The 25,061-nt window shown below is 63.9% G+C and carries 24 protein-coding genes; 5 read left to right on the top strand and 19 right to left on the bottom strand.

Going from position 1 to position 25,061, the window contains the following annotated elements; all coding sequences use genetic code 11:
- Positions 1 to 102 precede the first annotated feature (102 nt).
- Genes ACXI0U_RS03510 through ACXI0U_RS03495 form a run of 4 tightly spaced genes read right to left on the bottom strand, consistent with a single transcriptional unit; the run spans position 103 to position 3,699 of the window.
- On the bottom strand, positions 103 to 561 hold the full coding sequence (locus ACXI0U_RS03510; protein ID WP_479549761.1) for a MaoC family dehydratase: 459 nt from the start codon (positions 559 to 561) through the stop codon (positions 103 to 105).
- 2 nt (positions 562 to 563) lie between these two features.
- Positions 564 to 1,346 (bottom strand): SDR family oxidoreductase, encoded by a 783-nt coding sequence (locus ACXI0U_RS03505; protein ID WP_479549760.1) that lies wholly within the window; start codon positions 1,344 to 1,346, stop codon positions 564 to 566.
- A gap of 11 nt (positions 1,347 to 1,357) precedes the next feature.
- Positions 1,358 to 2,545 carry an acyl-CoA dehydrogenase family protein gene (locus ACXI0U_RS03500; protein ID WP_479549759.1) on the bottom strand — a complete coding sequence of 396 codons (1,188 nt, stop codon included), beginning with the start codon at positions 2,543 to 2,545 and terminating at the stop codon, positions 1,358 to 1,360.
- Positions 2,542 to 3,699: an acyl-CoA dehydrogenase family protein gene (locus tag ACXI0U_RS03495; RefSeq protein WP_479549758.1), complete on the bottom strand. Its 1,158-nt coding sequence runs from the start codon at positions 3,697 to 3,699 to the stop codon at positions 2,542 to 2,544. The genes ACXI0U_RS03500 and ACXI0U_RS03495 overlap by 4 nt, the downstream gene beginning before the upstream one ends.
- Positions 3,700 to 4,050: 351 nt before the next feature.
- Between ACXI0U_RS03495 and ACXI0U_RS03490 the strand changes: the two genes are divergently transcribed.
- Together ACXI0U_RS03490 and ACXI0U_RS03485 are read left to right on the top strand one after the other, a co-directional pair.
- The gene (locus tag ACXI0U_RS03490; protein WP_479549757.1) at positions 4,051 to 5,661 is read left to right on the top strand and encodes an RNA-directed DNA polymerase; all 1,611 of its coding nucleotides are present in this window, start codon (positions 4,051 to 4,053) and stop codon (positions 5,659 to 5,661) included.
- Entirely contained in the window at positions 5,662 to 6,414 is a 753-nt protein-coding gene (locus ACXI0U_RS03485; protein WP_479549756.1) for a PDDEXK family nuclease, read from the top strand.
- A 97-nt stretch (positions 6,415 to 6,511) separates the two neighbouring features.
- Here ACXI0U_RS03485 and ACXI0U_RS03480 read toward each other — a convergent pair whose 3' ends face one another.
- Positions 6,512 to 7,171 (bottom strand): DUF4145 domain-containing protein, encoded by a 660-nt coding sequence (locus ACXI0U_RS03480; protein ID WP_479549755.1) that lies wholly within the window; start codon positions 7,169 to 7,171, stop codon positions 6,512 to 6,514.
- Positions 7,172 to 7,786: 615 nt separating this feature from the next.
- Between ACXI0U_RS03480 and ACXI0U_RS03475 the strand changes: the two genes are divergently transcribed.
- The 3 genes from ACXI0U_RS03475 to ACXI0U_RS03465 all read left to right on the top strand — a co-directional run bounded on the left by ACXI0U_RS03475 (position 7,787) and on the right by ACXI0U_RS03465 (position 9,838).
- Complete coding sequence (locus tag ACXI0U_RS03475; protein ID WP_479549754.1) at positions 7,787 to 8,254, top strand: BRO-N domain-containing protein; 468 nt, start codon at positions 7,787 to 7,789, stop codon at positions 8,252 to 8,254.
- Positions 8,251 to 8,502, top strand: coding sequence for a hypothetical protein (locus tag ACXI0U_RS03470; RefSeq protein ID WP_479549753.1), 252 nt, complete (start codon positions 8,251 to 8,253; stop codon positions 8,500 to 8,502). Before ACXI0U_RS03475 ends, ACXI0U_RS03470 begins: the two co-directional genes overlap by 4 nt.
- Positions 8,503 to 9,019: 517 nt before the next feature.
- Positions 9,020 to 9,838: a hypothetical protein gene (locus ACXI0U_RS03465; protein WP_479549752.1), complete on the top strand. Its 819-nt coding sequence runs from the start codon at positions 9,020 to 9,022 to the stop codon at positions 9,836 to 9,838.
- 322 nt (positions 9,839 to 10,160) lie between these two features.
- On the opposite strand, the gene ACXI0U_RS03460 is transcribed toward ACXI0U_RS03465, so the two are convergent.
- The 14 genes from ACXI0U_RS03460 to ACXI0U_RS03395 all read right to left on the bottom strand — a co-directional run bounded on the left by ACXI0U_RS03460 (position 10,161) and on the right by ACXI0U_RS03395 (position 25,049).
- Positions 10,161 to 10,652, bottom strand: a complete 492-nt coding sequence (locus ACXI0U_RS03460; RefSeq protein ID WP_479549751.1) for a thioesterase family protein — start codon at positions 10,650 to 10,652, stop codon at positions 10,161 to 10,163.
- Between the two features lie 37 nt (positions 10,653 to 10,689).
- Complete coding sequence (locus ACXI0U_RS03455) at positions 10,690 to 11,565, bottom strand: SDR family oxidoreductase (protein WP_479549750.1); 876 nt, start codon at positions 11,563 to 11,565, stop codon at positions 10,690 to 10,692.
- A 194-nt stretch (positions 11,566 to 11,759) separates the two neighbouring features.
- Complete coding sequence (locus ACXI0U_RS03450; RefSeq protein ID WP_479549749.1) at positions 11,760 to 12,908, bottom strand: acetyl-CoA C-acetyltransferase; 1,149 nt, start codon at positions 12,906 to 12,908, stop codon at positions 11,760 to 11,762.
- Positions 12,909 to 12,961: 53 nt separating this feature from the next.
- Positions 12,962 to 14,017, bottom strand: coding sequence for an acyl-CoA dehydrogenase family protein (locus ACXI0U_RS03445; RefSeq protein ID WP_479549748.1), 1,056 nt, complete (start codon positions 14,015 to 14,017; stop codon positions 12,962 to 12,964).
- Positions 14,018 to 14,027: 10 nt separating this feature from the next.
- Positions 14,028 to 15,194, bottom strand: a complete 1,167-nt coding sequence (locus ACXI0U_RS03440) for an acyl-CoA dehydrogenase family protein (RefSeq protein ID WP_479549747.1) — start codon at positions 15,192 to 15,194, stop codon at positions 14,028 to 14,030.
- A 5-nt stretch (positions 15,195 to 15,199) separates the two neighbouring features.
- On the bottom strand, positions 15,200 to 15,958 hold the full coding sequence (locus ACXI0U_RS03435; RefSeq protein WP_479549746.1) for an enoyl-CoA hydratase family protein: 759 nt from the start codon (positions 15,956 to 15,958) through the stop codon (positions 15,200 to 15,202).
- A 13-nt stretch (positions 15,959 to 15,971) separates the two neighbouring features.
- On the bottom strand, positions 15,972 to 17,039 hold the full coding sequence (locus tag ACXI0U_RS03430) for an NAD(P)H-dependent flavin oxidoreductase (protein WP_479549745.1): 1,068 nt from the start codon (positions 17,037 to 17,039) through the stop codon (positions 15,972 to 15,974).
- Positions 17,039 to 17,905 (bottom strand): enoyl-CoA hydratase, encoded by an 867-nt coding sequence (locus ACXI0U_RS03425; RefSeq protein WP_479549744.1) that lies wholly within the window; start codon positions 17,903 to 17,905, stop codon positions 17,039 to 17,041. The genes ACXI0U_RS03430 and ACXI0U_RS03425 overlap by 1 nt, the downstream gene beginning before the upstream one ends.
- A gap of 12 nt (positions 17,906 to 17,917) precedes the next feature.
- On the bottom strand, positions 17,918 to 18,730 hold the full coding sequence (locus tag ACXI0U_RS03420) for a CoA-transferase subunit beta (protein ID WP_479549743.1): 813 nt from the start codon (positions 18,728 to 18,730) through the stop codon (positions 17,918 to 17,920).
- A gap of 22 nt (positions 18,731 to 18,752) precedes the next feature.
- On the bottom strand, positions 18,753 to 19,634 hold the full coding sequence (locus ACXI0U_RS03415) for a CoA transferase subunit A (protein ID WP_479549742.1): 882 nt from the start codon (positions 19,632 to 19,634) through the stop codon (positions 18,753 to 18,755).
- Between the two features lie 10 nt (positions 19,635 to 19,644).
- Positions 19,645 to 20,535 (bottom strand): VOC family protein, encoded by an 891-nt coding sequence (locus ACXI0U_RS03410; protein ID WP_479549741.1) that lies wholly within the window; start codon positions 20,533 to 20,535, stop codon positions 19,645 to 19,647.
- A gap of 866 nt (positions 20,536 to 21,401) precedes the next feature.
- Positions 21,402 to 22,967: a FadD3 family acyl-CoA ligase gene (locus ACXI0U_RS03405; protein WP_479549740.1), complete on the bottom strand. Its 1,566-nt coding sequence runs from the start codon at positions 22,965 to 22,967 to the stop codon at positions 21,402 to 21,404.
- A 68-nt stretch (positions 22,968 to 23,035) separates the two neighbouring features.
- Complete coding sequence (locus ACXI0U_RS03400; protein ID WP_479549739.1) at positions 23,036 to 23,809, bottom strand: SDR family NAD(P)-dependent oxidoreductase; 774 nt, start codon at positions 23,807 to 23,809, stop codon at positions 23,036 to 23,038.
- A gap of 181 nt (positions 23,810 to 23,990) precedes the next feature.
- Complete coding sequence (locus tag ACXI0U_RS03395) at positions 23,991 to 25,049, bottom strand: 2Fe-2S iron-sulfur cluster-binding protein (protein ID WP_479549738.1); 1,059 nt, start codon at positions 25,047 to 25,049, stop codon at positions 23,991 to 23,993.
- Positions 25,050 to 25,061 lie beyond the last annotated feature (12 nt).

The raw sequence follows: 25,061 nt of genomic DNA, 5'->3' as shown, positions 1-25,061 counted from the left end.
ATTCATTCGCGAAAGGGGCGCGAAGCGGCCCCAACTCTTCAGGGCAGCCCTGCGGGCTGCATCGCGAATGAATTCGCTCCCACAGAAAACAGATGCATCGCACTAGGCCGCGTAATACCGGCTGATGGTGTCCACCACGCAGCCCGGGCGCTCTTCGCCTTCGATCTCCACGCTCACGCGTACGGTGGCCTGCACGCCGCCCTTCACTTCCTCGGCGGCCACCAGCTCGGCGCGGCCGCGCACGCGGCTGCCCACGCGCACCACGTTGGGGAAGCGCACCCGGTCGCAGCCGTAGTTCACGCCCATGGCCACGCCGCGCACTTCCAGCAGCTGCGGCAGGAACAGGTTCACCAGCGCCAGGGTCAGGTAGCCGTGGGCGATGCAGGCACCGAAGGGGCCGCTGGCCGCGCGCACCGGGTCGACGTGAATCCACTGGTGGTCGCCCGTGGCCTCGGCGAAGCCGTCGATGCGCGCCTGGTCGAGGGTGATCCACTCGCTTTCGCCCAGTGATTCGCCCACCCGCTGCAACAGCACAGTGGGGGTTTCGAAGATGCGGGTCATGCTCAAGCCCTCTGGCTGGAAACCGACAGCACTTCGCCGGTCAGGTAGGAGCTGTAGTCGCTGGCCAGGAACATCATCACGTTGGCCACTTCCCACACCTCGGCGGCGCGGCCGAAGGCCTCGCGGGAGGCGAGCTGGTCCAGCAGCTCTTTGGGGGCCGAGCGCTTGAGGAAGTCGTGCAGGGCGATGCTCGGGCTCACCGCGTTGATGCGGATGCCATGCTCCGCCGCCTCCACCGCCGCGCAGCGGGTCAGCGCCATCACCCCGGCCTTGGCGGCGGCGTAGTGGCTCTGCTCCTTCTGCGCGCGCCAGCCGAGCACCGAGGCGTTGTTGACGATCACCCCGCCCTGGCGCTCCATCATCTTCGGCAGCATGGCGCGGGTCATGCGCATGGTGCCGGTGAGGGTCACGTCCAGCACCCGCTGCCACTCCTCGTCGCTCATCTCCACCAGCAGGCGCGAGCCGCCGAGGCCTGCGTTGTTGATCAGCACATCCACCCCCGCCAGCTCGCGCTCGGCGGCCGCCACCAGGGCGCGCACCTGGGCTTCGTCGGTGACGTTGCACACCTGCGCGTGCACCCGCTCCAGGCCCGTCGCCGCGCGGATCTTCTCCCGCGCCTCCTGCAACCGGCCCTCGTGGATGTCGCTGATCATCAGCGCGCGGCAGCCTTCCTCGGCGGCGCGCAGGGCGGCGGAATAACCGATGCCGGCACCAGCGGCGGCGGTGATCAGCACCGAGCGGCCACGCAGCAAACCGTGGCCGGGGACGTAATGGGGAACGTTCATGCAGTGACCTCTCAGGCGCGCACGCGCGGCTCGCGGGGCATGCCCAGCGCGCGTTCGGCAATGATGTTGCGTTGGATTTCGTTGCTGCCGCCGTAGATGGAATCCGCGCGGCTGAAGAGGAACATCGATTGCAGGCGGCCCAGTTGGTAGGGCGCGCCGTCGAGCAGTTCGGCGTCGGGGCCGAGCACGTCCATCGCCAGCTTGCCCAGCGCCACGTGCCACTCGGCCCAGCACAGCTTGTAGATCATCGCCTCGCGGCGCAGCGAGCCGTCCTGGGCGCCGGAGAGCATGCGCAGCGAGTTGTAGCGCAGGATGCGCAGCCCGCCCCAGGCCTCGGCGATACGCTGGCGCAGCAGCGGGTCGCGCGCCGCCCCGTTGGCGCGGGCGATGCGGATGATCTCTTCCAGCTCGTTGTGGAACAGCATCTGCTGGCCGAGGGTGGAGACGCCGCGCTCGAAGCCCAGCAGCGCCATGGCGATCTTCCAGCCATCCCCCGGCGCACCGAGGAGGTTGGCGGCGTCGGTCGCCGCCTCGTCGAAGAACACCTCGTTGAACTCCGAGGTGCCGGTGAGCTGCTCGATGGGCCGCACCGTCACCCCCGCCTGGCGCATCGGCACCAGCAGGAACGACAGCCCCTGGTGGCCGACGCTGCCCGGCGTGGTGCGGGCGATCACGAAACACCAGTCGGATTCGTGGGCCAGCGAGGTCCAGACCTTCTGCCCGCTGATGCGCCACTGGCCGTCCTGCAGCACGGCGCGGGTCTTCACATTGGCCAGGTCCGAGCCCGCGCTGGGCTCCGAGTAGCCCTGGCACCAGAACTCGGTGCCGCTGACGATGCCCGGCAGCAGGCGGCGCTTCTGCTCCTCGCTGCCAAAGGCGGCGATGGTCGGCCCGGCCAGGCCTTCGCCGATATGGCCCATGCGCCCCGGCCCGCCGGCGCGGGCGTACTCCTCGTGGAAGATCACCTGCTGGCTGATGGAAAGCCCCCGGCCGCCGTGCTCCGGCGCCCAGCCGACGCAGGTCCAGCGCCCCTCGGCGAGCTTGCGCTCCCAGGCTTTGCGTTCCTCGGGGAAGCTGTGTTCGTCCCCCGGCCCACCACGGAAGCGCAGCGGCTCGAACTCACCGCGCAGGTTGTCGGCCAGCCAGGTGGCCACCTCCAGGCGGAAGGCTTCGTCCGCCTCGCTGAAACGGATCTTCATGCGATATCTCCCAGGAGGGCGGCGGCGATGCGCTCGCGGTGCCAGGCCGGCGCGCCGAACAGGGCCTCGCTGGCCCGGGCGCGCTTGAAGTAGAGGTGCGGGTCGTATTCCCAGGTGAAGCCGACGCCGCCATGCAGCTGGATCGACTCCGCCGCACAGTGGAAAAACGCCTCCGAGCAACGCGACTTGGCCAGGGCAGCGGCCAGCGGCAGCTCGGCGGCGACTATCGCATCACCATTGGCGGCCAGCGCCTCCTCGGCCACGCAGGCGGCGTAATAGGCGGCGGAGCGCGCGCACTCCACCTCCAGCATCATGTCGGCGGCGCGGTGCTTGATGGCCTGGAAGCTGGCGATGGCGCGACCGAACTGCTGGCGCTCGGCGGTGTAGGCCAGGGTCAGGTCCAGCGCCTGCTGGGCGCCGCCGGTCTGCTCCGCCGCCAGGGCCACGCAAGCCAGCTGCAGCACCTGCTCCAGCAACGCCCCGCCCTGCCCCGCCGCCCCCAGGCGCGCATCGCCCGGTACATACACATGCTCGAAATCCACCTGGGCCAGCTTGCGGGTCGGGTCCAGGGTCGGCACCAGGTGGCGGCGAATGCCGGGCGTATCGGCGGGCACGGCGAACAGCTCGATGCCCTCATCGCCCCGCGCGGCCACCACCAGCAGCCCCGCCTCGTGGCCATCCAGCACCTGGCGCAAACGCCCCTCGATCACAAAGCCCCGCCCCTCGGCGCGCACGCTCGCCTGCACCGCCTCCAGCCCCTCGCGGTTATTGCCCGCGTAGGCCAGGGTCGCGGTCAGGCTGCCGTCGGCCAGCTGCGGCAACCAGCGCGCCTTCTGCGCCTCACTGCCGCCCAGCAACAGTGCCGGCGTGGCCAGGCAGGCGGTGGCGAAAAAGGGTGAACAGAACAAGCGCCGGCCCATCTGCTCCAGCAGAATCGCCAGCTCGACGAACCCCAGCCCCAACCCGCCGTACTGCTCGGGAATATGAATGGCCGGCCACACCATCTCCGTGCACAGGCGCTGCCACAACTCGGGGTCATACCCCCGCTCGGACGCCATCGCCGCACGCACGGCGGCGGAGTCGGATACATCCGCGAGAAAGCTCTCGGCGGACGCGCGGATCATCTCCTGCTCATCGCTGAACGCGAATTCCATGGGACTGCCTTGTGATGATTACTGGGCTGGGCGGCAGTCTGGCGGGTTGTGGAGAGGGGGGAATCGTCCGAGTGGACGACGGACAGCAAGGCTGCTGGCTTCGTTAAAAGGTCATGCGTTGCGCTCAATCAAGTTGTACAGACTGAGGCGATTGATATTAGGAAAGCGCAGCAAAACCTAGCTAATATCACCAAGACAGCAGACCCGGAATGAACTCAACTAGGAATATTAAGCTTCACTTAAAAACCAATAAGACATGCAAGAAATTGCTAAGCAATCTTCTAGTGCTGGAAAAAGTGCCGCATGCTTTAGCCTGCCTAGTCAACGGTTAGCCCACTACGAGGCCAATTAATGTTAAAGGAAGAACACTTCGTACGCTCAATCAACGACATTGTAAAAAACGGTGATAACGATACATTACCCATAGATGTTGACGTGGCATTTTTACGAGAATCAAAAGACCAGTTGGTAAAGCAAGCACTAAAATTCTCAGCCTCCCTAGAGAAATTTGGTACTCACTATACGAAAAATGTCTTTAGCAAAATCCCCTTTTTCTCAGAGCGCCTCCTGACACCTGCTGGACCAACTGGCTTTCGAGTGACGACTAAGATCCATCCATTCTGGAATATGTACTTTAATGCTCTCGGTGTAGCTATTGCGGAGAGGCACGAACCAAACAGATGTGATCGGGCCCACTCGTATCGGTACATGGCCAATGGCACCGCAATATTTGACCCAGAATGGAGTTGGCGTAAATTTCGGGCAAGGACCTTAGAAGACTGCGCCGAATTACCGGACACAGCAGTAATTGTTCAAACTGACATATCAAGCTTCTACGAGCACATATATCACCATAGAATAGAGAACTTTATTGACGAACTATTTCCCGACTCACCAACTGTATCGCTGCAAGTAGACCGAATGTTGAGCAACTTTGCCTCTGGGCGTTCGTTTGGCCTACCAGTAGGAGGTCAATGCTCAAGGGTATTAGCTGAGCTATTAATGTCTAAAATAGATGGACGCCTTAATGCAAATGGAATTGTATGGCGCCGCTACGTAGACGACTTTGTCCTAATTTCTAAAGACCAAAATGAGGCATATAAAAATCTCGCAATCCTTTCTCATGCACTGGCAGACTACGGCCTTTCATTAAGCAAAACCAAGACAAGCCTCTTAAAATCAAAACATTACATTGACTATGTAAAAGCCCAGCTTGGCGGCGAGGATGAACAGTCAAAGAAGCTGAGAGATATCGACCTTAGATTCGACCCATACTCAGATACAAAAAATGAGGACTGGGAACAATTGAAAGGTGCAGTCCAACAACTAGACATTATGAAGCTTCTAGGAGATGAGTTAGGAAAGACACAGCCAGATAATTTTGTGGTCACCCAGATAAGTCGGACGCTTAAGCTACTAGAACCACAAGTGGCACTTAATATTTGCCACTCTCTGCTACTCGGCACAAACCTTCACGCCTTCAGGGCATCCTTCTCAAAAATAATGAGAGGTGTGAGCGCTCTAAGAAGCGATAGCGCTTACAATGCACTGCACAAAGCAATCGATGTGCTATTGGACGCAGTACCAACACACTCTTCCCACCTGCTCACGATCGACACGAACTGCCTGCATTATCTCAATGCACTGAGATCAGCCAAAACTGAAAAAAGAGCTAAGTACGTGCTTTCGGTATACGCATCTACCAAATCTGAAACAATCAAAAGAGCGTGCATTGACTGCTGGAGAACATGGAAAGATCGCGATCAGTTTATAGCCTTACGAGGCACTTGGAATAACATGGGAAGGGAAGAACAAAGAATGCTGTGGTTAGCTGCTGCAGATTTTACGGATGACGGACACCATATGAGGAAGCAAGTTAAAGGCACGACCGAATTCAGCTGGTCTATTGGCGCGGCCATTGATTTCGCCAACATATACATCCAATGGGCAGGAGTTGAATAATTGGGCATCAAGCTATATGGAAGAGACCCTAGGACGATAGCGCGTGAGATCTCTGGGATTTTCGATTCAATCTTCCCTTATCTGATCCCAGGAATTGTTGCAAACATAAACAAGCTTAGTGAGCCATTACCTGGACTGAGGCTTATCCCGCCACACTACTGGATAACAAGCCGACTTCAGAAAGCAATGCTATTTGAAATTGCCTTTTCACATGCAGAATCTAAACTGAAGGAAGAAACGTTTCCGGGCTGGGAAGAACTGCTTAATCGAGCCACTCAAAAACAGAAATTCTACTATGATGCAAAAATACCCCAAAATATCGAAGAAACTGACAAATCAATAATTAACATTGTGTCTGACAACCTTATCAAGGCCCTGCAACACTACACACACAAAAACAACACCGACATTAAAGATATAGTAGTCAACCCCAAAATCCCGGGGTTCAACTGGATAGCTTCGGGAGTGGGTGACTTTTCGCTAGGAACCAGCCTTATTGAAATAAAGTGCTCAGGGAAAAATTTTTCCTCCGCTGACTACAGGCAAGTACTTATGTACTGGATCCTAAGCTACTTACATTCAATTGATCGAGATGGCGAGGAGTGGAATATCTGCGTATTGATAAACCCGAGACTGAACAAATTCCTAGACATTACCTTTGACGAATTAATAGGACTTACATCCCCTTTAGGGTCTAAAGTCGAGCTTATTGAAAGCTTCAGAGCAGCTATAGATAGTGAGACAACGCCATGAAGCTTAGTTGATCCGCGCCATCAAAACTATCCCCTCAGGAGACAATCCACAGGCATCCAGCAAGGGCGAAAAAACTATTAAATGCGACTTAAACCTCTCACGCTAAAACTGATGCAACAAACCTTTCAACCTCATTAATCATTGAATTCACATCATCCTTGTTAAACTCTTCAGATTTACCATGCGCAGCACTATTGCGAACACCGGCCAAGGCAGTTATACGCTTTTGGGTAAGGCTGTTATATAAACCTTGTTTCGTGAGATCCGCATTCATCTTGTCAAGCTTTCCGAAAGCAATCCCATTATCCCTACACATATTCCTGAGCGTTGTTTCTAGAACTACCCCAGCAATAACTGCTGCCGCTGCCGCATATCCTGCTTTCAGCAGTTCTTTTGCTTGATCAAGCTCGTTATCAAATACTTCCGCCTGAACTAAATTTTTCACTGAGTTCAAGTAGCCTCCTTCGAAATCCTCTTTAGCGGCCATGAACACAGCCTTCATTTGCAGCAGCAAATCATAGCTACTAGTAAACGAACCAGGTCTACATGCAGCCATATAGGAGTTAAAATGCTGAGAATTTTCCCCACAAAGATTCGACAGAAGACTCTTGACTTTGACATCCCAATTCAAAAGCAGATTCTCATCGATATGATCATAGCTTCCAGAGTACTCACTATGCATGCGCTTTTTTGTTCCCTCAATTGCTATAACTTGCAACTCCAATTCGGAGAATCTTTTTTCAAAAGCTTTCATCATTCATTAACTCCACTTTACTTAAACCACTTCGAATAACACCCTAACTACTTCTATCGCAAACCGCCACGCCTGCAATTTAGCCAGAAAAATTAGTACTAGAAATCTCGACCAAACCTAGCAATGGTGTGCCCTGACACTACGAAACTGTTAACCGCATGCCTTTGGCTAACACCGAGAATAGCGCAGCACTCGTAAATAGCCCCTTGCGAAATCAACCTCTCTATATTTTTCGACTGCAACCTTAATTTCTCTATCTTGTTAAGCATAATTTTATAGCGCTTCGCCTTTCCATCCCTCGAATTAATACCCTCCCCTTGCCCTCCCACTCCCTCATCCCTATCCTCCCCCAGCCACGGTAAATCCCGTGGCCGGGTTTGACAGCCCGAAAGCAAGAGGCGCGATTGCGCCTCAACGGTGCATGCGGAAGCGGCGAATTGCTTCTGCAGGCCCTTGCTCGCATGCAGTTTTCAACTGCAACGCTCTATGGCGGATCGCGTGGGGAGACCCTCGTGGTCTGCCGGGTCCTCTTGCCTCGGTCTGTCAACCCCGCGCGATCTGCCACCCTCGATGACAGCGCGGGTGGTGGAGTCTTCCTATCGCAAGAGGAGATTCACCATGAAAAACACATTCACCCCTCTCGTTTTCTATCACCACCACCAACGCCTGCGCGCCGTGATGGTCGACAACCAGCCCTGGTTCGTCGCCCATGACTTCGCGCAGTTGATCGGCCTGGCCGATGCCCTCCCCTTGCTCCCGGCCCTGGAGCCTCACCAGCAGCAAACCCTCGCCCTCATCTACACCGACGGCTTCCATGAAGAGGTGGTGGTGATCAGCGATATCGGCGCCTACCGGGCGCTGTTCCAGTTCGGCACACCCAGGCACGGCACTGTGGGCCGCTGGGTGAACGAAGTGCTGGTGCCGACGCTGCATGACTACCACCGCACGCCCGATGCGGCCCCCACGCGTGAAACGCTGACCTACGAGGGCCGCCAGCTGGGCGTGGTGCGCTGGCAGGGTGAGTTGTGGGTGGCCTGGCGGGATTTGCCGCTGTTCATGGCCGGCGGCAAGGAGGTGTCGACATGAGCGCGGATTTGCAGCAGCAACGCCTGCACGACCTGCTGGAGCGCCTGGACTCTCGGCTGAACGCGGTGCATATGATCGCGGCGATCATCCAGGACAACGCGGGCCGGCGCGAAGGTACTCCCGGCCCCTTTCTCAACGACGTTCGCGAGGGTGCGCTGATGGATGTGATGGTGGACCTGAGCCGCAGCAACCAGCAGGACTTCTGGCAGCTGATGAAGATGGGCGCGCTGCCCCTCTGGACCAGCTGATCCGGGTCTGGCCCCTCTCGGAATCGGGAGGGGCCTTTGGGGCAACGGCGTTGCCCCTGGGCGATTGAAATCGCCCTTATGAGTCGATCGAGGACTGCTGAGCAAACGACGCGTAATTGCCCGCTATACCTTGTCCGATACAGGATTTGAGAGATAGCATCGAGCCATCACTTGCAAGGATGCTCAAAGTGCCCGGATCACTCCGCCTCCTTCCCCTTCTCGCCCTTGCGTTAGCTGCGCTTTCGCAGCCTACGTACGCTAGCAATACACCCTGCGACGGCAGCAAAGGCGGCATCGCTCGCTGCGACGGCGACCTATTTCTCTGCAATGACGGTTCGATCAGTGGATCGAGACGCAGTTGCCCCTCCTACATCGGCACCTCACGCACAGCGCCCAATCAGGCAATGCCCTCCCTGCGTCGATTTGCCGACTCGTCCAGTGGCCTCCGTTACTAGACAGTATTGCGATCACTCCACCACCCAGGCCCAAGTTAAACAGACTAAATGGAGACATATGGATGAACACCCCTACAAGCCTCGATCAATTACTTTCAATACTCAATAATCTTGCACTTATTGTAATTTACTCTTTACCGCTACTTATTTTCTGGCTTGGAAAATCTTACATCCCCAGTTATTTCAATGAAAAAGGAAAAAACTTAGCCACAAAGGATGATATCGGAGAAATAACCAAAAGAATCGAGCAAGTAAAAATTGAGTACACCAAAGAACTTGAACTACATAGAAGTGGAATATGGCTGCAGCAACAGAAGATAGTTTGGCTGCGAGAGGAATTTGCATTAAAGCTAGATACATATAAAAAATCAGTTTTTCTGATTAGTCAGCGCAACGATATAATTTCAGAAATCCAAGTTTCATACGCCTCAAGAGAAATCAATGGACTAGTCGCTAGAATCCCAATGCGCAGTGAGAAAAACAGCGAATACTTCAGGGATGAGTATGAAAAATCAAACAGAAAACTTGAATCATCAAACGAAAGACTTGAGCGCTTTAAAATTGACCTAAAAGAAATCACTTCGATACTAGCAATTTATTTTACTGAGGAAATATCAGAAAACTTAAAATCATTTCTCAATGAAATAGAAAAATCCAGCAATTACCATTGGACGCGAGAAAGATTCGATGAAGAAATTAAAAACCACATCTCGTCATCCACATCAGAAAATTTCGACAAAATAGTTGAAAAGTGCATCGCCCCGTATCTAGCAGAAGCCGCAAAATTCAGCACATCAGAAAAAGCATTAAAATTCTTAATCAGCTTGGAAGAACATATGAAAGAAAGCAGAGCCAAGATTATTGATCTCAGCTACAAATAAACCTTAAGAATATATTTTAATAGCATCGCATGCTTTCTAACGGCAGTATCCATTCGCGAACGATAAATCATTAAAGACAATCAAAACACTGAAGTCGGCATGATATTTTATAAGCATAGTTTCACGCATAGATGACAGCCAATTTCTAAGTCTAAGGTCTATCTGACGAACACCAACGGCCTCTTGCCCTCCGGTGTTCCCTCTGGGCGATTGAAATCGCCCCTACAGGTGCATGCCGGGGCGGTCGGGGCGGGTGGGAGGTCCTTCGCGAATGAATTCGCTCCCACGGGTTCGTTTGGCGATGTGCGGCCCGGTTGGCGATTCAGGTGTTCAGCCAGCGGTTGATGGGGGGCCGGATGGGGCTGCCGACGCCCAGCGGAGGGCCGGCGTCGAGGTTGGCGAGCACGCGTTGCTGCAGCGCGGCGAACAGCGCCTCCGGCAGCGCGGAGGATTGGCGCAGGGAGAGGTCGATGTGGATATCGACCTGCTCCGCCGTGGCCGCCCGGCAGCCTTTGCCGAGGTTGTGCAGTTCGTGGAAGAAGTGCAGGCGCTTGGCGTCCACGGCCAGTAGCCAGGAGCGCACTTCCAGTTCGTCCCCCAGGGCCACTTCCCGTTCGTAGACCATGTGGCTGGCGAGCACGGCCTTGCCACAGCCGGTGCGCTGCACGTAGTCCTCACACAGGCCGAGTTGCCGGGTGAAGGTGACGTGGGCCTCGTAGATGACGAGGCCGTAGTGGGTGGCGTTCATATGGCCGTTCACGTCGATCCACTCGGTAGGGACGGTGACCCGCAGCGTACTGACCGGCGCGTGCATGGCTCATTCGCTCCTTGTTGGGTGGGTGGCCGCCCGGCTAGCTGCCGTACACCTTCTGCGGCGGGGTGGCGTCGGCCAGCAGTCGGTCGATGACGCCGCCCAGTTCTTCGGGGGTGAAGCGGGCGCCCTTGTCGAACTCGGGGCCTTTGCGCCAGCCGTCGGCGATGGAGACTTTGCCGCCTTCCACTTCGAACATCCGCCCGGTGATGCCCTGGGAGGCTTCGGAGCCGAGCCACACCACCAGGGGCGCGACGTTCTCGGGGGCGAAGTGGTCGAAGCCGTCTTCGGGCTTTTTCATCACCTCGGCGAACACCTGCTCGGTCATGCCGGTGCGTGCGGCCGGGGCCAGGGCGTTGGCGGTGATGCCGTAGCGCGCCAGCTCGGCAGCCTGCACCAGGGTGAGGGAGGCGATGCCGCCCTTGGCGGCTGAGTAGTTGGATTGGCCGATGGAGCCCTGCAGCCCGGCGCCGGAGCTGGTGTTGATGATGCGCGCCTGCAGCCGGGCGCCGCCCTTGGCCTGTTCGCGCCAGTGCTTCACGGCGTGGCTGGCGAGGCAGAAGTGGCCCTTGAGGTGCACCGCCATCACCGCGTCCCAGTCGGCTTCGCCGAGGCTGGCGAACATGCGGTCGCGGCAGATGCCGGCGTTGTTCACCAGCACGTGCAGGTCGCCGTAGGTGTCCAGCACCTGGCGGAGGATGTCCCCGGCGGCGGCGTAGTCGGTGATGTCGCCGTTGTTGGCGATGGCCTGGCCGCCCTCGGCGCGTATCTGCGCCACCACGGCTTCGGCGGCAGGCAGGTTGATGTCGTTGACCACCACCTTGGCGCCCTCGGCGGCGAAGGCCAGGGCGTAGGCGCGGCCCAGCCCGCCGCCGGCGCCGGTGATGAGGACGATGCGGTCTTGGCAGATTGGCATTTCAATTCTCCGTCGCTTGGTTCATTGGATTTCAATCGAGGCCGGAGCCTTCCGGGGCGCGTTCAACACGTCGCGAGCGAAGGTCAGGCAAGGCGGCGGGGAGGTCGAAAAGCGGAGTTTACGAAGGTAAATGAGCATTTTCGGCCGCCCCGCCAACGCCGCATCACCGAGCGCAGCAGCGTTGACGCGTCCCGTCAGAGCCGTTCGATGATGGTCACGTTGGCTTGCCCGCCGCCTTCGCACATGGTCTGCAGGCCGTAGCGCCCGCCGCTGCGTTCCAGCTCGTGCAGCAGGGTGCACATCAGCCGGGTGCCGGTGGCGCCCAGGGGGTGGCCGAGGGCGATGGCGCCGCCGTTGACGTTGGTGCGTTCGTGGGGGTAGCCGGTTTCCTGCAGCCAGGCCAGGGCGACGGAGGCGAAGGCTTCGTTGATCTCCACCCGGTCGATGTCCTCCAGCTGCATGCCGGCGCGCTTGAGCGCGTGGGCGGTGGCGGGGATGGGGGCGGTGAGCATCCAGATGGGGTCGTCGGCGCGCACGCTGATGTGGTGGATGCGCGCGCGGGGGGTGAGGCCGTAGCGCTTGAGCGCGGCCTCGGAGACCACCAGCAGCGCGCTGGCGCCGTCGCAGGTCTGGCTGGCGACGCCGGCGGTGACGCGGTCGCAGCCGAACAGCGGGTCCAGCCCGGCCATCTGGTCGAGGCTGGTGTGGCGCGGGGTTTCGTCGTGCTCGACGCCGGCCAGGGGGACGATCTCGCGGGCGAAGCGGCCCTGCTCGATGGCGCGCAGGGCGCGGCGGTGGGATTCCAGGGCGTAGGCCTCCAGGGCCTGGCGCGAGAGGTCCCACTTCTCGGCGATCATCTGCGCGGCGCGGAACTGGGTCGGCGGTTGCGCGCCGTAGCGCTTCACCCAGCCCTCGGAGCCGGAGAAGGGGTCGCTGAAGCCCAGGGGCTCGGCGGCGGTCATGGCCGAGGAGATGGGGATCTGCGTCATGGTCTGCACGCCGCCGGCGATGACCACGTCCTGGGTGCCGCTCATCACCGCCTGGGCGGCGAAGTGCACGGCCTGCTGGGAGGAGCCGCACTGGCGGTCGATGGTGGTGCCGGGCACGGCCTGGTGGAGGCCGGCGGCCAGCCAGCAGGTGCGGGCGATATCGCCGGCCAGGGGGCCGATGGTGTCGACGCAGCCGAAGATCACGTCGTCGTAGTCGGCCTCGGGAATGGGGTTGCGTGCCACCAGCTCGCGCAGCACATGGGCGCCCAAATCGGCGGCGTGGATGTGGCTGAGGCCACCCTTGCGCCGCCCGGTGGGGGTGCGCAGGGCGTCGACTATGTAGGCGTTGGGCATGGCGGGTCTCGCTGCAATCTGTGGAGAAACGGCTGTTGTAGGGTCTTGAGTGGCTAGAACGTGTGGCCGGCGCCGGGGGTGATGGCGCCCGAGAACAGCGCCTCGCGCACCCGCGCCTTGTGCCAGCCACGGTCGCCCCAGACCTTGTCCAGGGCCCAGGCGCGCTTCATGAACAGCTGCAGGTCGACTTCCCAGGTGTAGCCCATGGCGCCGTGGGTCTGGATGGCGTTCCTGGCCGCCAGCAGCGCGGCCTCGGCGCAGGCCAGGCGGGCGTGGGAGACCTGCGCGCCCTGCCCCGGCAGGTGGTGGGCGACGGCGTAGGCGGCGCGGTAGAGCGGCGCCTTGGCGAATTCGATCTGCACTGCGGCGTTGGCCATCAGGTGCTTCACCGCCTGGAAGGCACCCACCGGCTTGCCGAACTGCTTGCGCTCGAAGCTGTAGTCCACGGCCAGGTCGACCATGCGCCGGGCCAGGCCCAGCAGCTGCGCGGCGGTGCCCAGGGCGCCCCGGTCGTGGGCGGCGGCCCAGAGCGCGCGGCCCAGCTCGCCCTCGGCCACGCAGGTGGCGGCGCCGGGCTGCCAGTGCACGCGGAACAGCTGGCGGCTGGGGTCGACGGACTCGTTACGGGTGAGGTCCACCTGCTCGCGGCGCACGGCGTGCACCTCGTCGCCGTGGGGCAGCAGCAGCAGGCCGGCGATGTGGGCGTCGGCCACCAGCGGGTTGCCCGGCTGGCCCACGGCGAGGCGCGCCTTGCCTTCGGCAATGCGAGTGAGCCATTCGCCTTGCAGGTCGAGCTGCTCGGCGCCCAGGCCGGCGAGCAGCGGCACGCCCACCAGCATGGTGTCCACCAGCGGTTCGGGCAGGGCCGCGTAGCCGCATTCCTGGGCCAGGAGGATGAAGTCCAGCTCGTTCATGTCCAGGCCGCCGAAGCCTTCCGGCACGGTGACGGCAGTGAGGCCCAGTTCGGTGAGCTGGGCCCAGAGTTCGTCGCTGCGGCCCCCTTCCACCTGCCAGAGTTCGCGGATGCGCTCCGGCGTCACTTCGTTGGTGAGGAAGGCGCGGACGTTTTCCTCGAACAGCTGTTGGTCGTCGCTGAATGTGAAGTCCATGGCGTCCCCGTTATGCGCGCGGCATGCCGAGCATCCGCTCGGCGATGATGTTGCGTTGGATCTCGTTGGTGCCGGCGTAGATGGGCCCGGCCTGGGCGAAGAGGAAGCCGTCCAGCCAGTGGCCGACGTCCCCCGCATCCGGTGCTTCGGGCAGCAGCTCGCCGCGCAGGCCGAGGATCGACAGCGCCGTCTCGTGCATGCGCTGGTCGAGCTCGGACCAGAAGATCTTGTTGGTGGAGGATTCCGGGCCGATCCTGCCGCCCTTCACCAGCCGCGAGGCGGTCATGTAGGTGTTGAGGGTGTAGGCCTCGGCGTCGAGCCAGGCGCGCATCACCGCTTCGCCTATGGCCGGGTCCTGGTCGGCGGCTTCCTGGTTGGCCAGGTACAGCTGCACCAGGCGCCGCGCGGTTTCCTGGAAGCGCGCCGGCGAGCGCAGCATCAGCCCGCGCTCGAACCCGGCGGTGGACATCGCCACGTGCCAGCCCATGCCCTCACCGCCCAGGACGTTATCCACAGGCACCTTCACGTCGTCGAAGAAGATCTCGGCGAAGCCCGGCAGGCCGTTGAGCTGGGCGATGGGGCGGATGGTGATGCCCGGGCTGTCCAGCGGCAGGAGGATGAAGGTGAGGCCGTGGTGGCGGCTGGACTGCGGGTCGCTGCGGAACAGGCCGAACAGCCAGTCGGCCCACACGGCGCGGGTGGACCAGGTCTTCTGGCCGTTGATCACGTAGTGCTCGCCCTGGCGCTCGGCGCGGCAGCGGATGGCGGCCATGTCGGAGCCGGCATTCGGCTCGGACCAGCCCTGGGCCCAGACCTCCTCGCCGGTGGCCATCTTCGGCAGGAAGCGCGCCTGCTGGGCGGCGGTGCCGAACTCCATCAGGGTCGGGCCGAGCAGGAAGATGCCGTTCTGGTTGACCCGCGCCGGGGCGCCGGCGCGGTAGTACTCCTCCTCGAAGATCAGCCACTCGATCAGGTCGCAGCCGCGCCCGCCCAGGGCCTTGGGCCAGGTGACCATGCCCCAGCGGCCTTCGTTGAGCTTCGCCTCCCAGGCGCGGTGCAGGCGGAAGCCCTCTTCGCAGTCGAAGGAGGGCAGCGGCTGGGCGGGCACGTTGGCCGCCAGCCAGGCGCGGGCTTCCTCGCGGAAGGCCTGTTGCGCCGGTGTGTAGGTCAGTTGCATAGGTGTCAGCCCTTGAAGTTGGCGGCGCGCTTGTCGACGAAGGCATCGCGGGATTCCTGGGAATCCAGCGAGCGGTAGGCCTGCAGGGTGAAGCCCTGCTCCCAGCGGTATTTGTCTTCGAGGTTGCCGTCCTCGATGCCGGTGAGGGCTTCCTTGGCCAGGGCGATCATGGCCGGGCTCTTGGCGGCGATCTTGGCGGCGATGGCCAGGGCCGCGTCGCGCAGCCGCTCGCGGGGCACCACGCGCTCCACGGCGCCCAGGCGGTGGGCCTCGGCGGCGTCGATCATCTCGCCGGTGAAGTACATGTGGCGCACCTTCTGCACCGGGAACAGGCGCTGCAGGTGGGCGCCGCCGCCCATGGCGCCACGGTCCACCTCGGGCACGCCGAAGCGCGCGCACTCGGCGGCGACGAGGATGTCCGCCGCGCCACAGAGGCCGATGCCGCCGCCGAGCACGAAGCCGTGCACGGCGATGACCACCGGCTTGGGGTTGCGGTGCACGGCGCGGAAGCTGTCGTAGTTGCCCTTGTTCACCGCGACTATGAGGCTGTCGTCGGCGGCCAGCTCCTTGATGTCGACCCCGGCGCAGAAGCCCCGCCCTTCGGCGCGGATGACGATGACGCGCACCTCGGGCGCCTGGCCCAGGCGCTCCAGCTCGGCGGCGATGGCGGCCCAGCCGCGGCTGTCGAAGGCGTTCACCGGCGGGTGGTCGAAGACCATCTCGGCGATGCCGTTGTCGAGACTGACGTGAAACGGTGTGGTCATGGCCTTATCCCCCTCAGGACGCACGGCGGCACAGCTCGGCGAGCCGTTGCTCGGCCTGCTGCACGATGGATTCGATGAGTTCGGCGCAGCCCGGCAGGCCGTCGATGGCGGCGGCGACCTGGCCGGCGGGCAGCACGCCCTCGGCCGGGCGGCCCTCGACCATGGCCTTCTGGATCACCATCGGCGCGTTGGCGGCCATCAGCGTCTGCGCGGCGCTGAGGCCGTCGTTGCCCCGCAGCTTCAGGGCGCTGGCCAGCAGGGCGGCGAGGCTGGCGCCGCTGTGGCGGCGGTAGGCCAGGGCACTGCGCAGGGCCAGCAGCAGGCGGCCGAGCCGGCCGGAGCGCTCCAGGGCGTCGAGCAGTTCGTTGCGGATCATTCGTTGCGGCAGGCCGTCGATGGCGCGGCTGACGATGATCGCCGCCGGGTCGCGCACCTTCAGGTAGCGCTCCAGGGTGGCGGCCGGTACCGGGCTGTCGGCGCTCATCAGGAAGCGCGTGCCCATGGCGATGCCTTCGGCGCCCAGGGCCAGGGCCGAGACCAGGCCGCGCCCGTCCTTGAAGCCACCGGCGGCGACCACCGGCACGTCCACGGCGTCCACCACCTGGCCGAGGAGGATGGCGGTGGGCACCGAGCCGGTGTGGCCGCCGCCCTCCCCGCCCTGCACGGTCACCGCGTCGGCGCCCATCTCCACGGCCTTCACCGCGTGCTTGAGCGCACCGACGGTGGGGATGCAGACCACGCCGGCCTCCTTGAGCCGGCCGATCATCGCCTTGCCCGGCGAGCGGCTGTAGCTCACCGCGCGCACGCCGTGCCGCAGCACCAGCTCGACGATCTGGCCGGCGTTGGCCTGGTACATGTGGAAGTTGACGCCGAAGGGCCGGTCGCTGAGGCGCCGGGTCTGCAGGATGGCCTCTTCCATGCGCGCCGGCTCGATGGTCGCCCCGGCGAGGAAGCCGAAGCCGCCGGCGTTGCCCGTGGCGGCCACCAGCCTGGGGTCGGCGACCCAGCCCATGGCGGTCTGGATGATCGGGTAGCGGCAGCCGAGCAGGCGCGTCAGGCGCGTTTCGAGGGAAATCGCCATCAGGCCTCCGACGGGTTGCGCTGGGACTGCGCCATGGCGCGGGCGTCGTAGCCGCCCAGCCTGTCGCCGCTGACCAGCTCGTTGTGGGCGTGGGCGAAGTGGTGCAGGCCGAACACCATGTCCATGGTGGCGCGCTTGCCCATCAGGTCTTCGGCGTTGTTCACCGCCTGCTTGGTCAGCTGCAGGCCCAGGCGCGGCATCTGCGCGATGCGCCGGGCCACGTCCAGGGTCACGTCCAGCAGCACGTCGCGGGGCACCACCTTGTTGACCATGCCCATCTGCCAGGCGCGCTCGGCGCCCATGCGCTCGCCGAGGAAGAGGAATTCCTTGGCGATGCGCGGGTTGAGTTCGTGCACGTGGGCGAAGTACTCGACGCCGGGGATGCCCATGCGCACCACCGGGTCGGAAAAGAAGGCGTCGTCCGAGGCGATGATCAGGTCGCAGACCCAGGCCAGCATCAGGCCGCCGGCGATGCAGGCGCCCTGGACCATGGCGACGGTGGGCTTGGGCATGTCGCGCCAGCGCCGGCACATGCCCAGGTACACCTCCTGCTCGCGGGCGTAGAGGAACTCGCCGCCCGGCTTGCCGACGTGGTCGTACCAGAGGCTGGCGCGCTCGAAGCTCTGGTCGACGTCGCGCCCCGGGGTGCCGATGTCGTGCCCGGCGGAGAAGTGCTTGCCGGCCCCGGCGAGGACGATGACCTTTACCGTGTCGTCGTCGCAGGCGCGGCGGAAGGCGGCGTCCAGCGCGTAGGTCATGCGCGAGTTCTGCGCGTTGTGGTACTCGGGGCGCTGCATGGTGACCAGGGCCAGCGGGCCCTGCACCTCGTAGCGCACCACCTGCTCTTCGGCCTGTTCGTGGTTCATGGGCTGCTCCGCCTAGTGGGCCGTGGCCAGGGCGCGCACGCCCGGCGGGTTGTCCTTGAGCTGGCTGGCGCGCAGGTTGTGCGGATCCAGCTGCTGGATGAGGATCAGTTGTTCGAGGGTCGGTGCCGCCGTGGTGGGGATCTTCTGCGGCACGTGCAGCGGGAAGGAGGTGGCATCGAGCACCTCATCGACGCTGACGCCGGGGTGCAGCGAGCGGATGCGCATCTGCCGCTCGGGGCCGTGGAAATCCAGCACGCAGAGGTCGGTGACGATCAGGCGGATGTCGATCTCGTCCAGTGACCAGCCCCGCGCCAGGCGCGCCGGGTTGTAGCCCACCGAGGCGACCACATCCACTTCACCGTCGACGAACACGCGGCGGTTGTGGCTGGCCACCAGGAAGGAGTTGGCGTGGCTGATGGAGTTGCCGGGGAAGCCGCGCACCCCGAGCATCTGCGACTTCGGCCGGGCGTGGTCGCCGATGCAGGAGATGTTGGCCTGGCCGTAGCGGTCGATCTGCACCGGGCCCACCAGGGCGTGGCGGTGGCCGCTCCAGACGTTGTCGAAGATGCGCGAGAAGCCCATCCAGCTGTCGTAGCGGGGCTGGTAGCCGTCACGCGGGCCGAGCGGCACGGGCTCGGCGACCATGAAGGCTTCGGAGTCGGTCATCATCAGCCGGGCGTTGCTGTTGAGCATGGCCAGGGACGCGGCCAGGCGCTGCAGCACGCCGATGCCGGTGGCGAGCACCTCGCCGTCGTCGGCGAAGGCCTCGGCGGCCGCGCAGATCATCAGCTCGGCGAGGCTGTAGGGTTGTTTGGTGGCGGTCATCTCGGCCTCCTCGATGTTCGATTCAAAAAACCGGGAGTGGCAGTTGGCGGATGGCATTGAGCCCGCCGACCCGTGCGAGGTATTCGTCCTCGCCGCAGTTCACGTAGCGCTCCACGTAGTCGAGCCAGCCGTCCGGCTCGCTGGCCGAGGCGTTGTAGGCCTTGAAGTGCGCGGTATCGAAGCCGTACAGCGGCGCGCAGGAAGACGGGTGCGCCCCGCCCGGCAGGTGCACCACGGCGCTGGTGAGGTTGCGCTCCCAGAACACCTGGCGGGCGCGTTGCGGGTCCTGGTGGAACCAGTCGCTGGCCACCAGCTCGTCGCAGCTGACATAGGCCTTGTCGGCGGCGCGCACGAAGAGGTCATCCATGTAGTGGTCGGGCCCGGCGATCTGGCACACGCCCCGGGCGTCGGCGCGGTCGACGTGGACCAGCGCGGCGTCCAGCTTCAGGGCCGGCATGGCGACCCAGTCGCGGCTGTCGTCGTAAGGCGAGGTCACCAGCTTGAGCTGCGGGTTGAGGCGCAGCACGTCGGTGCCCAGGCCCACGGCGGTGGGAATGAAGGGCGCGCCCATGGCCGCGGCCTTGAGGCCGAGCAGGAGCATGCCTTCGTCGATCTCGGTCACCTCCACGGCGCCGGCCTGGCGGGCCTTGCGGAAGTAGGGTTCGAGGGGGATGAAGTCCAGCGAGACGAAGGCGTACACCAGCCGCCGCACCTTGCCGGCGGCGCAGAGCATGCCCACGTCGGCGCCGCCATAGGCGACCACGGTGAGGTCCTTGAGGCCGGAGCGGAGAATCTCGCGCACCAGAGCCATGGGCTTGCGGCGCGGGCCCCAGCCACCGATGCCGATGGTCATGCCGTCGCGCAGCTGGCCGACCGCGTCGGCTGCCGTCATGCGTTTGTCCATGGGGTGCTCCTTAGTCGCGGCCGACGCTGAAGTCGTGGCCCCAGTGGCTGACCACGGTGCTTTCGAAGGGGGTGTGGGAGTCCCAGTCCATGACCTTGCCGCCGCAGCCGTACTCCAGGTCGAAGCCGCCGGGGGTCTGCATGTAGAAGCTGGTCATCTCGTCGTTGACGTGGCGGCCGAGGGTGGCGGAGAGCTTCACCTCGTGGGCGAGCATGCGGTCGTGGGCACGGCCGACGTCGTCCAGGCTGTTGACCTCCACCATCAGGTGCACGCAACCGGAAGGGATCGGGCATTCGAACAGCGCCAGCGAGTGGTGCCGGGCGTTGTTGCAGTGGAGGAAGTGGATGCGTTTCTCAGGCTCGGCCGGGTCGGGGGTGAAGCGCACCTTCATCAGGTCCGACAGGCCGAAGCCCATCACCCGCTCGTAGAAGTCCAGGCAGCGGTCGAAGCTCGGCGCCGGCAGCACCGCGTGGCCCATGCCCAGCGCGCTGGTGACGAAGCCGGAGACGCCGGCGGGCGATGCGAAGGGGGCGAAATCCTGCAGCGGGCCCCAGAACAGCTCGTGGCGGTTGCCGTCCGGGTCGGCGAAGCGCGCCAGCGCCTGCACCTTGCGGGCGGCGGCATCGGCGGCGCTGCCCCGTTGCACCTCCACGTTGGCGGCCTGCAGCTCGGCGATGGCCAGCTCGAACTGCGCCTTGCCGGCCACTTCCCAGCCGCAGGCGCCGTAGCCGTCACGGTCCGCGCGCTCCACCAGGATGCGGTAGGCGCGCTCGTCCATCTTCAGGAACAGCCGCTCGGCCGTGGCCTCCACCATCATGCCCAGCACGTCGGTGGCGTACCGCTGCCAGCGTTGCAGGTCTGTCGAGGCTACGGTGACGTACCCCAGGCCACGGATGTCCATGCGCTTCTCCTCATCGTCGTTGTCGCCGCACACGGGGCGCGGGCTCTATGGGACCGATTAAATCGGCTGCACCGGGAGGGGGCATCGTCCGATGGGACTAGCGCGAAAGGCGCATGGCGCGGGGGTTGCGGAGGCGTGCCTCGTAGGATGGGTAGAGCTCCGCGAAACCCATCATGGCGCGCGCAAGGAACGCTCGGAGCATCGGGCTTGGGAATTGCGGAACCCCGTAGGTCGGGTGCAACCCGACAAGTCCGCACAGGAGCCACGCGGGTTTCACCCGCCCTACGGTCGCGCACGGGCATGACCGCTGCGTAGGGTGGAGGTCGCTTTTTACCTCCACCAGGCGGAGTCGAGCGCGGCACAGGTGCATGCCTGGAGCTCCGCATTGATGGGTTTCGCGGAGCTCTACCCATCCTACGGTCCTACAAGCCCGCCTGGTGGAGTCGCGGAACCCCGTAGGTCGGGTGCAACCCGACAAGTCCGCACAGGAGCCACGCGGGTTTCACCCGCCCTAAAGCTGTGCGTGGGGCATGACCGCTGCGTAGGGTGGAGGTCGCTTTTTACCTCCACCAGGCGGAGTCGAGCGCGGCACAGGTGCATGCCTGAAGCTCCGCATTGATGGGTTTCGCGGAGCTCTACCCATCCTACGGCCCTACAAGCCCGCCTGGTGGAGTCGCGGAACCCCGTAGGTCGGGTGCAACCCGACAAGTCCGTGCACGGGAGCCACGCGGGTTTCACCCGCCCTACGGTCGTGCGTGGGGCATGACCGCTGTGTAGGGTGGAGGTCGCTTTTTACCTCCACCAGGCGGAGTCGAGCGTGGCACAGGAGTTACCGGCATCCCCGGGCTGAAGCCCGAGCTACAGGCTCAGACCATCGCCCGCAACGCGTCCTTGGTGACCTTGCCGGCGGCGTTGAGGGGCATGACGGAGAGCACCCGTGCGCGGCGCGGGACCTTGTAGTTGGCCATGTGCTCGCGGCACCAGGCGAGGAAGGCGTCGGCGTCGAGGCGCTGGCCGCCGGCGGGCAGGAGGAAGGCCATGGCCACCTCGCCCAGGCGCTCGTCGGGGATGCCGATCACCGCGGCCTGGGCCACGCCCGGGTAGGTGAGGATCACCTGCTCGATCTCCGCCGGGTACACGTTGAAGCCGCCGGTGATGAACATGTCCTTGATGCGGTCGGTGATGCGCAGGTAGCCCTGCTCGTCGAGCACGCCGATGTCGCCGGTGTGCAGCCAGCCCTCGGCGTCGATGGCCTCGCCCGTGGCCTCGGGGTTGTTGAAGTAGCCCTTCATCAGGTTGTAGCCGCGCACCAGCAGCTCGCCCGGCTGGCCCGGCGGCACCGGGTTGCCAGTGGCGTCGACACAGCGCACCTCCACGTCGGGGAAGGCGCGGCCGGAGGTGGTGGCAATCACCTCCGGTGCATCGCCGGGGCGGCAGATGGTGACGAAGCCGCAGGCCTCGGTGAGGCCGTAGGCGGTGACGATGGTTTCGAAGCCCAGCTCGCTGGCCATGCGCCGGACCATCTCCACCGGCACCGAGGCGGCACCGGTGACGGCCACCCGCAGGCTGGAAAGGTCGTAGCGCTCGCGGCCGGGGAAGCCGAGGATGCTCTGGTACAGGGTGGGCGGGCCGGGCAGCACGCTGACCTTTTCCCGGGCGATGCGCTCGAGCATCGCCGGCACGTCGAACACCTGCTGCGGCAGGATGCAGCAGCCGCCCATCAGCGCCGCCAGCCAGCCGGCCTTGTAGCCGAAGCTGTGGAAGAACGGGTTGACGATCAGGTAGCGATCCCCCGGGCGCAGGCCGACCATGGCGCTCCAGTCGCGGACGATGCGCAGGTTCTGCCCGTGGGCGCTCATCACCCCCTTGGGCTTGCCGGTGGTACCGGAAGTGAACAGCAGGTCGGAGAGGCTCTCCCCGTCCACCTGCGCCTCGCGCCGTTCCAGCTCCGCTGGCGCCACTTCATCCCCCAGGGCCAGGAAGGCCTCCCACTCCAGGCAGCCCTCCGCCGCGCCACGCAGGCACACGCGCCGGCGCAGCGCCGGCAGGTGTTCGCCCGCCAGCAGCGCCGGGTAGTCGGTGCCGAGGAATTCACCGATGACGAACAGCAGGCTTGCACCGCTCTCGCGCAGGATGTAGCCCGCCTCGGGGCCCTTCATCCGCGTGTTCAGCGGCACCAGCACCGCACCCACGCTCTGTAGGGCGATGGCGGCGATGACCCACTCGTGGATGTTCGGCGCCCAGATGGCCACGCGCTCGCCATGGCCCACCTCCAGCGCCAGCAGGGCACGGGCGGCGCGGCGGCGCAGCTGGTCGAGCTGCTGGTAGCTGAGGCGGGTGCCGTCGTCCTCGATGGCCGGGGCTTGGTCGTAACGAACCGCCGCAGCGGCCAGCAACTGGGGGATGGTCAAGGTGCTTTCCAGGTTGGGCATGGGCGTTTCTCGGGCGCGACGGGGCAGCGGCCGAGCACAGGGCCCGGCCGTGGTTGGGTGAAGGTAGATCAGGCCTGCGGCGGTGCGAAGCGGCGGCCGGCAGAGAAGCCGCCGTCCACGGCGATCATCTGCCCGCTGACGAAGGAGGCATCGTCCGAGGCGAGGAACAGCGCGACACCGGCCACTTCTTCCGGCTGCCCGGCGCGGCAGAGCATGTGCTGCGAGGCGAAGAAGGCATGGAAGGCTTCCTGCTCCTTGACCATCTGCGTCATGGGCGTGTCGATCAGCCCCGGGCACAGGCCGTTGACCCGCACGTTGGCGTGGCCGTAGTCGATGGCCATGGAGCGGGTGAGCTGGGTGATGCCGCCCTTGGCGGTGTTGTAGGCGGCGTTGCCGTCGCAACCCTGGAGCCCGAAGATCGAGCCGAAGTTGATGATCGAGCCGCTGCGCTGGGCCAGCATCGCCGGCAGCGCGTGCTTGCTGGTGAGCATGCTGCCGGTGAGGTGGATATCCAGCACCCGGCGCCATTCCTCGGTGCTGGTCTCGGTGATGCTGCCACGGCTGGCGATGCCGGCAGCGTTGACCAGGGCGTCGATGCGGCCGAAGCGGCTGACCACCTCCTGCATCACCTCCTCGACCCGCGCCTCGTCGCGCACATCCAGGCTCATGAACAGCGGCGCCGGGCTGACCCCTTCCAGGCTCGCGGCGATATCCGCGCGCGGCTCGCCGATATCCAGCCCGACCACCTGCGCGCCCTCGGCGGCGAAGCGGCGTACGCAGGCCAGGCCGATGCCCGATGCGGCACCGGTGATGACGGCGACCTTGTTCGACAGACGTGCCATGGGAAACCTCCTCGTTTGTTATTGGAATGGAGCTTTCGGCGGAGTCTACCCAAGGCGCGGGGCGGATTGATCGTCCATTGGGACTAGCTGGCACGCCAAGAAAAAACCCGGCCGAAGCCGGGCGAAATTGGCACAGAACTACAGACTCAACACCGCCCCGCAGGGCGGTAGCACCCGGCTGTCACCCCGGGAACTTCAGTTTCAGCCGCGCGCTGCCGGAGCGGCCCTGGCATGCCAGGGTCCAGCCTTCGGCGAGTTCGGCAGGGCTGAGGATATCGTTACGGGCGAGCAGCACCTCGCCCTCTTCCACCTGGCACATGCAGGCGCCGCAGAAGCCCTCCTCGCAGGAGAAGGGCACGTCCAGACCGGCGGCGCGGCAGCTTTGCAGCAGGGTGTGCCCCGGCTGCACCGGCACCTCGGTGAGCCGGCCGTCCAGCTCCACCAGCAGCTGTTCCACGGTGGCGCCATTGGGCACCGGCAGGGGCTCGCCGGCGTCCGGGTCGGGCGGCGAGACGAAGCGCTCCACATGGATGCGCGCGGCCTCCTCCCCCAGCCCCAGCAGCGCCCGCTCCACGGTGTCCATGAAGGGGCCCGGCCCGCAGATGTAGAACTCCGCGCCGGCATGGCCGCGCACCAGCTGGCGCACCTGGCCCTCGTCGAGGAAGCCCTGCACCGAGTCCAGCACATGCACCACCTCCAGCCGCTCGACCTGGGCGCGGGCGATGGCGCGCAGCTCGTCGCGGAAGATCACCGAGGCCTCGTCGCGGTTGGCGTACACCAGCTTGATGCGCCGCGCGCTGGTCTGCAGGGCCGACTTGAGGATGGAGAACACCGGGGTGATGCCCGAGCCGCCGCCGAACAGCACCAGGTCGTGCTCCCCCGGGCGCAGGTGGAAGTGCCCGGCGGGCGGCAGCACCTCCAGGCGGTCACCCGGGTGCACCTGGTCGTTGAACCAGTTGGACACCCTGCCGCCGTCCACCCGCTTGATGGTGACCTTGGGCAGGGCGTCGCAATCCGGCGAGCTGGACATGGAATAGCAGCGCGTCAGCCGCTTGCCGCCGAGCGCCACGCGAAAGCCGAGGTACTGCCCCGGCTTGTAGCGGAAGCGCTCCTGCAGCTCGGCCGGCACCCGCAACACCAGGGAACGGCTGTCGTGGGTCTCGGCGATCACCTCGGCCACCTCCAGGTGGAAGGCACCGGACTGCTGGGTTTCGATCACGAGTGGCTGCGCGCTGCCCATGGCCATCTCCGT

Source organism: Pseudomonas sp. C9D1 (assembly GCF_056491235.1).
Note: the sequence above shows the minus strand (reverse complement) of the source record. Positions and strands in the feature narration are given on the sequence as shown.